Source organism: Flagellimonas sp. CMM7 (assembly GCF_021390195.1).
GTDB lineage: Bacteria > Bacteroidota > Bacteroidia > Flavobacteriales > Flavobacteriaceae > Flagellimonas.
Map to the genome: position 1 here is coordinate 436,729 of NZ_CP090003.1, position 13,226 is coordinate 449,954.

Here is a 13,226-nt window from a genome sequence, read left to right on the forward strand (position 1 = left end):
ATTACAGTACATTTTTGATTAAATGATCCCCAACGCGCAATGCTTGGGCCATAATGGTCAAGCCCGGATTCACTGCAGAACTTGATGGAAAAAAGCTACCGTCAACAACATAGAGATTCTCCACTTCATGAGCCTTACAATAAGTATCTAGTGCAGAAGTCTCAGGGTCTTTACCAAAACGTACCGTACCACATTGGTGGGCCGTACCCGCCAACGGTATTTTCTTGCCCAAATACACATTATTGGGCAAGAAGTGGGTCTGGCACCCTACGTGTTCCAATATCCATTTTAGCTTCTTCTGCAACTTTTTATGACCTTCCAGGTTATTTTCTTTGTACAGCAGCTGAACATTGCCATCTTCCGTTAGTACTACCCGATTATCAGGATCTGGTAGATCTTCTGAGGTCATCCAAAAGTCAAGGGCGTGCTCGGCCATCATTTCTAGGGTAAAGTTGGGAGCAAGCTTGGGGGCATCTCCCTTGAACATCAAGGCATCCGACTTACCCAGCATTTGAATATGGCCCATAGGGCGCTTAAAGTCTTCGTCTCCTTTAAAATAGAAATCGTTTAGCGCGAATGTTTTTCCAAATTTCGTTGGATTGGGCTTCTTGGACAGTGCCACCATTGCCGAATTGTTGTGACACATATAATTTCTGCCCACAACCCCTGAACCATTGGCAAGACCATCTGGATGGGCTTTGTTCTTTGATTTCAACAATAGTGCGGCAGAGTTAATGGCACCACAGGCAACTACTACCGTGTCTGCAGTGAACTGTTCTTCAATCCCATTGACCTCGGTTACCACTTCGGTGATTTTACTTCCCTGTTCATTTGTCAAGAGCTTTTTGACCTCAGCATTGACCAATAAGGTAACATTAGGATGTTCCAATGCTTTTTTGATGCCCATTACGTGGGAATCGGCCTTGGATTCCGTGGGGTCTGGAAAACCATCAAAACGATCCAATACAAAAGGGGATTCTCCCTCACCCTTTGGTATTTTTACCCCAATGGGCAAAGGGAAAGGGTTCAAGCCCAATTCTTTGATATCATTGAACAGTTCTTGAATTCTTGGCTCATGAGGTAAAGGGGGTTCTGGGTACGGTCCATGTTCCAATGGTTCCGTGGGATCGCTACCACGCTCACCATGCACATGATACATTTTTTCTGCCTCCATATAATATGGCTGTAAGTCTTGGTAAGAAATGGGCCATGCCGGCGACACACCACCGTGGTGCAAGACTTCACGGAAATCTTTTTCCCGCATGCGCAAAAGGGCTGCGCCATAGAACTTGGTGTTTCCTCCCACACAATAATGAATACCTGGATGGAACTCCTCACCCTTGGAATCGATCCACGGTTCTTTGGCCTTGTACCTTGCTTTAACAAAAACTTCTTCGGTATCCCAATTTTCCTTTTCACGAGGCACATAATCCCCTCGCTCAAGAATCAATATTTTTTTACCCGTAGGGGCCAACTTTGCAGCCAAAGTACCGCCTCCGGCACCGGTCCCTATGATTATCACATCGTAACTATTCATGTACATTATTTAGTGGGTTCATAGCGACATTTCCATTTACCATTTATGTTACCTAAAATTTTGTTTAACTTTTTTGTTCCTTAACATCCTTGCAAAACTTCTTGTTTTACCCTTTTAGACCAGATTGCCTCCTTTTGATTTGTTAAAAAATTCCTGTGCAATTACATCTAAAAAAACCATAAATCTCTTTGCTTCCCCAAGGTGCCAAAACTCCATGAAGGACTATAAAATATATCAAAAAAAATGCTTTTACAGTTTGTGATTTCGAGGGGACCAGTAGTTGCCTTGGAATCATTTGAATAGATGTTGAATTAAATCGCAATCCAATTTACCTCATTGAAAAGACAGTCTCTGTCGCAAAAAAGACACTTTTTAAAAATTAAACAAAAATTAATGAAAAGTTAAAAACGGAAGCAAATCATGAGGACTGTCATTGATTTTTTCTGTTTTTCTACAATTTTCACAATAAAATTTTTTCAAACCTTAATTTGCTGCTCTGACCCAAAGATTTCCAAGGGAATGGCAACGCATTTTAGGGCTGTTTAAAAGAACGATTTGAGAAGTTAGTCCCCAGAAAAGCACTTTTTTCAGGTTACGATATTCCCATGCCATACCAGTTCATTGTTATTTTGTTGAACTGGGGCAAAATCCAGAGTTTTTTTGTTTTAGGATGGATTGGGATCTTTAACCATTAAGACAACAGTAATAGCAAAAATGATATGTCCCATGATACCACCAATGACCATTGGAAGCATGGAGCCTTCTGGTCCCGGCGTTTCACCACCACCAAATATGGCATCCAGGACACCAAAGCCTATCTGCGCCAAAATGAAAATAACAATCCCATAAACAACCCCTCTGAGAATTCTATTGCCTATTTTGATCTTGGGCTGAAACAAGAACATATATAGAGCGGCAAAAACCACACCGATAACAAAGTGCATGACCCATCCCACGGCAAGGGGCGCTCCAACAATGTTGGAAACCATTTTGGGCGGGCTCATTTTTGGCATCCCAAACATTGCGGTAATCATCATTACGAGGCTCATAATTATTGTTGCCGTAATTCCTACAGTAATGGATTTTTTGATTTTCGTGTTCATTTTTGTTGATTTTTGATGGTTTTAATTCACTTTTATTTACATAGGAAACCTAATATCCTTTTGGCAAGGAACCAACTGTACCAGAATTGACTTTTGGGAAAAAAGCATGATTTCTACTTACCCTTGCTTTCAGTTCTCTCCTGCTTTGATTCAATTTGACCTACGGTTTTTTGTTCTCTTCTGCATAGAGACAATTTTATTGTCAAAATAAATGCCCCCCTCTTTTTTCATTTGGTTCAATACCTTGTTGACGGTCTGCCTAGAAGTAGAGGTAAGCTTGCCGATGTCACTGTCCGATAAAAGCTTTTTTGTGATGATTGTACCATCTTTCTCTTCTCCAAACTCGTAAATATGTTCAATGATGAATTCCTTGATTCTGGTTTCAGAGTCCTTATAAAGCAACGATTCCAGTTTCCTTTCCAATTTTTTGATATGCAGACCTGCCAGCTTAAAAATATAATTGTTCAGGTTTTCATTTTCCCCCATCATATTTTGGAGAGTTGATGCATCTATGACGCATACCATTGTATCCTCTATCGCAATTGCGTAATCATCTATTTTATCGACATTCAATAACCCATGAATACCAAAAATATCCCCAGTCTTAATGATATCCTTTACGATTTCATCACCATTATCCCATAATTGCACTATTTTGATGGTACCTTTTTTTAGAAAAAAAACGTCCTTCGGTGTCTTGCGATTAAATCTAATTTGATCGCCCTTTTTATAATATTCCATAACCAAGGAGCTACACAGATGAATCATCTCTTTTTTACTTAACCTATTTGACATTTTAAATTGTAACAGATGCCAGAATTTTGTGCTTAAATCCACTGGTTTTATTAATTATTTTCAACGAATTTAACTTTTCTTCCGAACTGGATATGTCGCAAAACCGACAGCAATAGAAATTGAATATTCAATTGTTGTAACCCTATTCCAAATTACCCCCGATTACCGTAAACAAACCCATCCAAAATTCGTACTGAACATGAAGAACCCCATACATCTATAGCAAACAAAAACCTGCAGATTGGTTGATTTGGCGTTAAATCATTGACCGTACATCATATTGCCAAAAACAGTCTATACAACCTCCCTAGCCAATGCCAGCATTATATTCCTTCATGTTACGGAACACCCATTTATTATTTTTAAATCACTTTTATTTTTCGTGCCAACAGACGATACTTTTTAACATCCTGACAATTGTTTCAAAAAAATAATCATCTAGGTACAAAAGTGTTGGCCCTACCCTTATGAAACGGAAAGAGATTATGATAGCGCTTACAGGGAATGTATCAACTTAAAAAACACCATGTGATATAAGTCCCCGCAATTTGATATCAGGGATGTTTTAAGCTTTTACCTTCGTTTTTATTATGCGTTGGCCCACTCCATTAAAGAAACCCGCCACCTTCAAAATCTCTTCACAAGACTTCAAAAAGATATGGACCTATATGCCTCACATGCACTTCCAGAACACAAAGAGTATCTTCCCTTTATATGGTTGAGAAGAGAGCTGAAATAAAAATACCAGCTGTTTTTTGCCCTTCCCACATGGTGAAATTAATGCCGTACAAGACGTTTGGGCGACAGTTAAAAATCTTGGATTTCATATTTTGTAGGATGAAAACAGATGCAATAGATTTGTTACGGCAAAGATTGGATGCCGCAATAGCCCAAAGTGAGTTCAAAAGAATCAAATTGTTCATTATTGCTTTGTTTTTAGGGCTTGCGATTATATCGTTCGATTTTTTTCTGGTTTCCGGTACGACAAGCTTTTTTAACGACAAAAACACCAAGTTTTACATTGTACTTTGGTTTCTTGCTTTTTTGGCTTATGAAGTCATGGGGTATTTTATCGCCAAATCATATTTAAAAAAGAAGATTGTTGTTCCTGACATTCTGAAAATAGGCAATGTTGCATTTGAGGCTGCAATGCCAGGTCTGTTGCTTTTTTTCCTTTGCTATGTTGAAAAAAGCGATATATTCTTAGATTCCCCATTAATGTTGTTCTACTTTATTTTAATAGGGGTCTCTGCACTTAACCTTGACCTCAGGCTTAGTTTAGTGACCGGTCTAGTAGCGGCGGGAGGGTATCTCTTTGTAACCGTCTGGGCCATACAGACCTTTGATAAAAACGGTGAAGTATTGTATTTCCCCCCTATTCTTTACATGGCACGCAGTCTTTTTATGTTCATGGCCGCATTGGGGGCCGTTTTTCTGACCAGGGAAATCAAGAATACGGTCCAAGAACTCGTGGTCACCACCACCAAAAAAGAGGAAATCCAATCACTTTTTGGGCAGCAAGTCTCCAAAGAAGTAGTAGAGGCCTTAATGGCCAACAACAACACTTCTGAGAAAAGGGAAGTGTCCGTTTTGTTTATGGACATTAGAAAGTTCAGTGTGTTTGCAGAACAGAACAAACCTGCTGATGTGATCCGCTACCAAAATGATATATTTAGTCCGCTGATCGGAATTATAAATAAGCACAAAGGAGTTACAAACCAAATATTGGGAGATGGATTAATGGCCACTTTTGGGGCACCCGTAGAGAATAAGAACCATGCCAATAGAGCACTAAGGGCAGGGCTTGAGATTCTTGAGGAAGTGGAAAGGTTGTCTTCTTCTGGAGCAATCCCTGAAACCCGGATCGGCATTGGGCTTCATACCGGAAAAGTAGTCATGGGAAATATTGGCAACGATATGCGAAAACAATTTTCCATAAGCGGTACCGCCGTAATCATTGCGGCAAGACTCGAAGAATTGAACAAAAAATATGGCTCCCAGTTTCTGGTTTCCCAAGAGTTTTATAATGAATTGAATATGGACAAGTACGCTTTTGAGATGATCGACCAACTAAAGTTGAGGAACATCGATCATGAGGTCAAGGTTTATAAAGTCAGCTAAAATGCTCCCCGTTTGGAGAGCACTATAAACGGCCAGCATAAACTTGGCACAAATGCTTCCGGTCTGAAAAAAAACATCAAATTCAAATTTAACTCAAAATTTTAGGGTCGCTCCAAATTGAATCCTACTTCCGTTGGCATCGCACCATCAATATTTTCTCTTCTACCGTACAAATACTCCACTCCGTACAACATCCATGATAGTGGTTCGTAGAACAAATTCACGGAAGCATAATCGCCTGACTTGAAATCGTCCTGGGCAAAGAGGTCATTATCATCCAAACGGGTGGTCCCCACAACAATGGAGGAATTCCAGTGATCGCTCCAGTGGTGTTGATAGGCCAAAAACCCACCATAGATGTCCAAGGTCTCCAAACTGTTGGAATCCTCATCCAAAATACCATCGTATCCCAATCCCCTGACTCCTTCAATATATCGCGCTATACCACTGCCTCCTAAAATCTGGAATTTGATGTTGTCTTTGCCGAAGGTGTTTATCTTGCCCGTGAAGAGACCTCCCCATCCCAGTTTTGAGTCTATATCGCCGTTAGCGGGCGAATACCTTAACTGACGGAGCAGAGCCGCAAACTTCACAAAGTCCTTTTTGTTGTTCCAGCGCAATTTGTAAGAACTTAATATATCAGGAATATTCTGATTTTCCACAACCGCATCGCCGGTAAGGGTAATCTGTTCCGTTGGGTTTTCCACGGCAATGGAAAAGGTATCATCGCCCACAGAAAGATCATACCTGATAAGTGGTGCCCTATTTAAGGTGGAACTGTTTGCGCCCTCAAAGTCAATAATGTGGGGACGCGCCGCAATATCATAGAACGTGCTCCATGTCTGTCCTATGGTAAGTCCCTTCCATTGAAGGTATGCGTGCCTAAGGCGCGCCAAACCCAAAATCTGGTCACTTGTATCATGGAAGTCTATCTCCACTACCGCACGCACGGGACCCACTTCGGTATCTTTATTGAATTCCACTCCCAGTCTAGATTGTTTTACACTCATAAAGTATTCAGAATTGCGGGGGCTTTCCTTGGGCACCGAAATTGCGGAAGGCCTAAAAAGGTCGCTTCTCCCCAAATCCTGAAAATCATATGTGGCATTGAACCTTACAAAGCCATAGAACCTAAGCAAAGGTTCGGTATCTTCTTTGGAGTTTTGTTGGGCATTGAATTGAATACAGAAAAAAAGTGCGAATAGTAATGATAAGGGAGTTTTCATTAAGCTACATATTAAAAGGCACTTGTCCATGTTCAGCAAATGCCCCTTGGTTTGATTTTATTGTTCCAATACCTTTCGTCCGTATAGTGCCTGCACGTGCCTTGCATTGTTGCCCTCCAGTTTATTGAAGCGTTGGATCTGATCAGGGGAGGCCTCAAAAATATGCTTTGCCAACAACCATGTTACCGTTTCGGTGTAGGGTGGGGTGGTCAGTGAACCTTGATAGTTGTAGTATTCCAATGCTCCTGCCTGTGTTAAAAGGTTATTCACATTTACTGCCTTGCCATCTGGTGCGCTCTCCTCTCCTTCGGTATCAGGTATGGCGGCCATAAATTCATTTAAGAACGGATTTTCGGCACCTTCCCTAAAAAGGAGGCCTATCACAAGATATACGGGCGTATCGCCATCTTTTTGCCCTTGAAGTGTATGGACCATATGCATTTCCATTGGAAAGGTCATTCCATCGATCAAGTGTTCAGATGGTGTATGAAAGTGGAACTGCTTAAAATCAAAAATCTTATCGTCAAATGAAATAGTGTTTCCAGGATCATAATTTACCTGAACCGTATGCCCAAGGTTTTTTACCACCTCCTTGGAAGACTCATAGTTCAGTGCCACTTTGTGCGTGGATACATCGTTCACATTATTGGTGATGATGTTGACAGGGGATTGGGCGAATCCATGTTCAAGACCGTCCAAAGCGTATCCTTGTTGCTTTTCCACTACTGCATCGGGCGCGGTGGCCTCAACTGTGTTTCCGGTATCTTCTTCCTTTTCTGTCTTTGTTTTCTCCTTACAACCTGTAGTGTTCAGCAAAGCAAATGTGAAAAGGCCAAGTATAATTGATTTTTTTAAGATTTTCATTTTCTTTTAGTTTTTAGTGTTTAACAACATATATGTCCCCCAATTAGATCAGTTAAATTTTCACAGAATGCCCATCTGAATTTTTTTGGACACAATGGAAAACAGCCGTTCAATGCCTTCACGGAAAAAGTTCAAACCATTTGAACAAGCAGTAACTGTTCTGTAATTTTAAAATGCCAAGCTCAGAAGAATATTGAGCCGTCCTCCATCATCTGAATCGAAATAACCAACATTGGCCGTTGTAAACCCGGCAAGGTTGAAGTACAGTCCCGCACCTGGGGTATTGTGCCACTTGCCAGAGTTATCATCTTCTACCCAGACCCTACCATAATCAAAGGCACCGTATGCCCCAAATGAAATTGGAAATATGGAGTTCTTTATCCTGCCCAACGATAATCGTAGATCGGAGTTCTGGTAATATGATTTTTTACCGCTAAAACGTTCATGTCTAAATCCTCTTAAGCCCCCTCCCCGGCCATTTCCATCGCCCAAGGTTGCCGCCTGATAAAATTCAAATTCATCACTTAAGTTGAACTGTGCCTTGAACTTGGTCGCATAGACCAATATGCCCCTATTGTCAAGTTTTGTAGTGAACCTTAGTTCCGGAATGATGTATCCAAAACTTCTGTCTTCTTCAAAGTTGGCCTTGTACCCAGCGGTCAGGTTAAAGCCGATTCCTCCCTTGGGCAATTTGGCATTGTCAAAGTTTTCATATCCATAAGAAAACTCGGCACCATAGAAATTCTGGGCTTGAAAAACATTGGGGTTCACATTGGCCGTTTCTATAAATCTACCAGGTGTACGCTGGGCCTCTATATTCTCATAGCTCACGGAAAGTTTTACCTTGCTTCCCTGATAGCCCCTGAAGATGAGTGAAGGTGAAAAGCGTAAGGTTTGCAGACGCACCCGATTGAAGTCAAAACCCATGTCATCGTCCATATTTGTGGTCTCATTCCCAAAACCAAAGAAATTGATGGTGTAATTGGGGCTGGAATAGCCCAAATCGATACCAAGGTTCACCTTATTGAACAGGTTTGCGAACTCTCCCTGGTACGAGGCAACAACACCAGAGGTTTCAGTGATGTAGGCCACACTTAAATTATGGTTGGCCGTAAACGGATTGCGGCGCAATGAATTTTTGGTGTAGTTGTAAACTGCACCTATCAACAATCCCAAATCGGGGTTGGATGTTATGATTGGCAATGCAGTGGGCAAATCCCTCCTATTTTTCATATAATGATAGGTATTCAGATCATAATCATCTGTAAGCACCTTATTTGCAGAAGTTTCAAAGGTATTTGGCTGGGATCGCTGATCGAATATCCTTACCTTATTCTTAGTGTTGATGCGGTAAGTATCATTATTTCTACCTCCAATTATTTTTACCTTGATCATGTGATTTCCATCCCCGTTCACTTCAAAAGTATCTTCACCATCCAAACCATATATCCAAAGCTCCTTGGTCTCTGAACGATCATAATCCACATTCCAGTACTTATCCCCATTTTTTCCTTTTGAGATACTGACATTGGTAATACCACCAGGCTTTCGGGTGATTACAAAATGATCCTTTTTATCACTACCTGTGATAAGTACAGTAGAACGAATGTATTCATAAAGTTCAACAGCCAGTTTGTCCAGGTTTTCAACCCTTCCCCTCAAAGCCTTTTTTGTCCGTTCCACTTTGGACTGGTCAATTTCCTTTGGAAATTTGGAAAAGGCTTTCTCAATGGCTTCATCCGTCAGATTTTCTTTGATATACTTGGCCTCTTTAAGCCAATCTTCACGATTATGGTCTACAAGCACGGCTAAGTCAATATCATCACCGGCATCGTTGAACCATCTTACGGAGTTATATGTTTCATCATAGTGCTGCATAAAACGCAGCATAGGGTTCAGTATCCTCACCAAGCCCAATATTGCTCCGTCAAAGTCCGAATATACTTGATCCCTGTCCCTTGGTATGGGCTGATAGATTTCTTCACCTGAACTATTCTTTTTGACTCCCCATCGCCATTGATCGGCATGTCTGTCCCAATCACCTAGAACATTATCGAACAAGCGGCTTCTTATATACCTTGATTTATTGACCGCACCATGCTCTTTTTTCCTTAATTCATCCAGCATGTCCGCGGTACTGATTATTTGCTTTGCATTACCAAAACTGGCCACATCCTCATGGCCATCGGCAACACGCTCTTCAATAAGGTACGACTTGTCACCATAGTCATCATTGTAAATGCCCAATGCTTTTTGTTTGGGGATGTAATACAGCTTTGTGTTGGCATGGTAGACATTGATCGCATCTGCCAAGTCTCCTACTGTAAGCGCACCATACGGATTTTCGGTGGTCCAATAGTCTTGCAATAGCTTAACCATGAAGGTATTCTCTACGTCCGGGCCCAAATATTGCGTCTTGAAAATGAAATACTGTATAAAGCGCAAAGCACTTTTTCTGGTAGAACGCATTACATATTGACTGCCGTTTTTGTCTTCAAGCCTAAGGGAATTGGTTTGGTGCCCTCCACCTTTTCTAACAACGGAAAGCCCTCCATAAAGCGTGTCCAAAAGTGCCGTTTCCATTTTTATGGGAGTTGTATAATCATCCCTAAAATGTTCACCCCAGAGCATCCTATAGAAACCGGACCGTTTTAACTCTTCTGGTTGAAATATAGATCTTGAGACCGTTTGCGGTGTATTTTTTTCATTAAAATCTGGAACTGTTTTGACCTCGTGCGGACCAACAATTTCTGCACTGAACAAGGGTACTGTAAAGTTATCGGATACTCCGTAGAACGCCATCCACATGGAACCATCTGTGTATTCCACAATCTTGGAAAAACCATTTTCATTAAAACTGCACACACTTTTTCTACCATTCTTTGCATTCTTGATCGTACCTGCAGCACCACTTATGATTATGGGTACATTCTTATCGAGAATAAACTGCATGTTCTGTTCATGGCCCGATACAAAAACCAAATTTTTATTTTGCTGCGCAATGGTCAACAGACGGTCACTGAACTCTTTATAATATTTATTGTTGATATTTTGGGAATTGAGGCCCAGTGATAACGCGGCACCGTACTTTCCGTAGCTGTTCAACGGATGGTAAACGGCAACCAGCACGGTTTTCCCCTGACTTTTGACAACTTCATGTTCAATTTCAACATAAAAATCAACCTTGGTCTTTATATCACAACCATCGTTGATATTGGGAACTGTGTCCCAATTGGACAATGCCCATTGCGAGTCTATGACCAACAAATCAATATCTTCATTAATCTTGATTTTCTTTAGGGGGCATCCATTCTTGGGCTGAAAGACGTTTTTGTCATCGAAAATATCCCTTAAATATTTTTCTTGGCTTTTCAATGCATCAAGACCATTGCTCCAATCTCTATGTCCGGGAATAAAAACAACACGATCGGAAAAGGGTTTGAGTAGGTCCAAATATCCAATCTTGTTGGCTCCGCCTTTTTCTAAAAATAGTTTAGAGTTTGCATTGTTGCCAAGCAATAGCAGTGTTGAGTTTGCATCTTTGCCCATTTCTTTTGCTATGGCAGAGAGCACCTTACTTTCTTTATGGCTTTGCGCCGTGACCAGATTACCGGTCGCATAAAAAACATGGGATTTTTCCTTATCTGGTAGTTTTCCCGTGTTCTGTGCATAGCCATATGAGACTAAAAGTAGCAGGAATAAAAAAATGGTTGCTTTGGTCCTCATAGTCTCTTTCATTTGGTTAAGACTCGCCTTTTGAATTTTTATCGATTTTGCCATTTTCAAGGTGTTATCTAGAACTTAGAGCACAATCAAATTGCATTTGTTCAATGTTCTTTACATTTAAGTGGTGATTTGATTACTCCAATTCTTTCTTCGACACCCTGCTGTTGGCAGGGCAACTGGAGAAAAAATGTCTGCCCCTTAGGCAAGTTAGGTTTAATCTTGCCAACGAAACTAACACTTAATTTATAGTCTTTATGTCGTTAAAACGACAATAAAGAAAACCTCTCCTTTGTCCAGTAAAGAAATCTTTTAAACAAAATTGTTCTTAGTTCACCCTTGAATATTGGCCTACCTCATTCGTCCATTTAAGCCGTTTTGAGTTTTAAAATTCGGCTGAAATAGTCTAGTTAAATTGTAAGCAAACTATGATCAGGGCTTATTTTAAAGAAAAAGTGAAACCTTCTAAATTCCTTAAAAATCCTTCTATAAGACAATGATCTATCTATATCCAATATGTTCAGGAATCTTATCTGGTGCGGAACTCACTCTTGCCAAAAGGGTTACATACCATGCACAATAACTTTGCGAACAAGGATAAGGTTCACCATAGACTACTTTTCTCTGATTGTCATGACAGTATTTCTTAAAACAACTTACTCATCATTTATAAAGTAGTTCATAGGTTTTGGGTCAATGCGCATATAATCACTACCCCAGAAAGTTGCTTGCAATAGTATATAATTCATAGCTGCTTAGCGGAAGCTGTTTTACACTCGTCATTTTATCAAGGTTATTTTGTTTACTTTTTTCCAAGAAAATTACCTCTAGAAAATTCTCTTTATCCCTGGCGACAGTAATTAATTTTCAAAAAAGAGCGTTATCTTTTTATGAACAGTTACCTATCTAAAAGCTTTTGCGTAGGCCAAAGGGGTGTGCCCCGTTATTTTTTTGAACTTTCGGTTAAAGTTGGAAAGGTTTTTAAATCCAGCTTCTTCAGCGATGGTTTTTACATTGTAGATATCTTTTTTCAAAAGGCTGCATGCATAACCAACACGCATTTCGGTAATAATTTGCACAAAAGTCTTCAAGGTCCTTTTTTTTAAAAATCGACAAAATGCGGTCTCGCTCATATTTGCTACCTCAGCTGCATCGCCAAGCGAGATATCTTCCCTGAAATTTTTTACGATATAATCATAAACGACGTTCAACCTATGAAAGTCGGGAGCATGGTATTCTTTGATAAAACCTTTGCTGCTCAAAAGGCGGTAGTCCTTTGTTTTTGAAAGCTCATGTAAAATGTCCAAAATAATCAGTAGAGATGGAATTTCTGATGATTCCAATAGGGCCGTCATTTTATCGGCTATCCTTTTTTTTGTTTCACCACCGATCCACATGCCGTGTTTCCCTTTTTCCAAAAGTAAATGGAGTATGTCCATCTCCGGAAGTTGCAAAAATGCATCTCCGAACATTTCAAAATTGAATTGTAATACAATGGATGATGCCTTTTTAATTTCTTGCGAATGTTCAAATTCTGTATCACTTATAAAGGCATGGGGCAGGTTGGGGCCTATAAAGACCAAATCAAAATCATCAAGTCGTTCAACACTGTTGCCAATAAAACGTTTTCCGTGGTTGCCAACATTCAAGGTAAGCTCTAATTCTGGGTGGTAATGGAAGGGCATGGTCATAAAAGGCGCATGTTTTTCCCTTAGGTAATATGATCGGTTGGTCAATGGTCGTACCTGTTCAAAAAAAGGCTTCATTGTTTTTATAGAGATTTGCTGAATTCTGATACTATTTTAGCGAATTTTATCAAGTTTGACAACTATAGGGGTATTTTTAAGGGCCATTTTT

Annotated in this window: 8 protein-coding genes; 1 reads left to right on the forward strand and 7 read right to left on the reverse strand. The window is 40.3% G+C overall.

The genetic code is table 11. The features are described 5' to 3' along the window. Nucleotide 1: 1 nt before the first annotated feature. The 3 genes from LV704_RS02155 to LV704_RS02165 all read right to left on the reverse strand — a co-directional run bounded on the left by LV704_RS02155 (nucleotide 2) and on the right by LV704_RS02165 (nucleotide 3,435). Complete coding sequence (locus LV704_RS02155) at nucleotides 2–1,537, reverse strand: GMC oxidoreductase (protein WP_163423734.1); 1,536 nt, start codon at nucleotides 1,535–1,537, stop codon at nucleotides 2–4. 665 nt (nucleotides 1,538–2,202) lie between these two features. Next, nucleotides 2,203–2,640 (reverse strand): DUF6789 family protein, encoded by a 438-nt coding sequence (locus LV704_RS02160; protein ID WP_163423733.1) that lies wholly within the window; start codon nucleotides 2,638–2,640, stop codon nucleotides 2,203–2,205. Nucleotides 2,641–2,790: 150 nt separating this feature from the next. After that, nucleotides 2,791–3,435: a Crp/Fnr family transcriptional regulator gene (locus tag LV704_RS02165; RefSeq protein WP_163423732.1), complete on the reverse strand. Its 645-nt coding sequence runs from the start codon at nucleotides 3,433–3,435 to the stop codon at nucleotides 2,791–2,793. Nucleotides 3,436–4,272: 837 nt separating this feature from the next. Between LV704_RS02165 and LV704_RS02170 the strand changes: the two genes are divergently transcribed. Further along, the gene (locus LV704_RS02170; RefSeq protein WP_163423731.1) at nucleotides 4,273–5,556 is read left to right on the forward strand and encodes an adenylate/guanylate cyclase domain-containing protein; all 1,284 of its coding nucleotides are present in this window, start codon (nucleotides 4,273–4,275) and stop codon (nucleotides 5,554–5,556) included. A 101-nt stretch (nucleotides 5,557–5,657) separates the two neighbouring features. Here LV704_RS02170 and LV704_RS02175 read toward each other — a convergent pair whose 3' ends face one another. From LV704_RS02175 to LV704_RS02190, 4 genes are all read right to left on the reverse strand, one after another. Continuing rightward, the gene (locus tag LV704_RS02175) at nucleotides 5,658–6,782 is read right to left on the reverse strand and encodes a DcaP family trimeric outer membrane transporter (RefSeq protein WP_163423730.1); all 1,125 of its coding nucleotides are present in this window, start codon (nucleotides 6,780–6,782) and stop codon (nucleotides 5,658–5,660) included. Between the two features lie 57 nt (nucleotides 6,783–6,839). Then, nucleotides 6,840–7,646 carry a carbonic anhydrase gene (locus tag LV704_RS02180; RefSeq protein ID WP_163423729.1) on the reverse strand — a complete coding sequence of 269 codons (807 nt, stop codon included), beginning with the start codon at nucleotides 7,644–7,646 and terminating at the stop codon, nucleotides 6,840–6,842. A 168-nt stretch (nucleotides 7,647–7,814) separates the two neighbouring features. After that, nucleotides 7,815–11,372: a phosphoesterase gene (locus LV704_RS02185; RefSeq protein WP_205597911.1), complete on the reverse strand. Its 3,558-nt coding sequence runs from the start codon at nucleotides 11,370–11,372 to the stop codon at nucleotides 7,815–7,817. Between the two features lie 899 nt (nucleotides 11,373–12,271). Continuing rightward, nucleotides 12,272–13,135, reverse strand: coding sequence for an AraC family transcriptional regulator (locus tag LV704_RS02190; RefSeq protein WP_163423727.1), 864 nt, complete (start codon nucleotides 13,133–13,135; stop codon nucleotides 12,272–12,274). Between the last annotated feature and the right edge of the window lie 91 nt (nucleotides 13,136–13,226).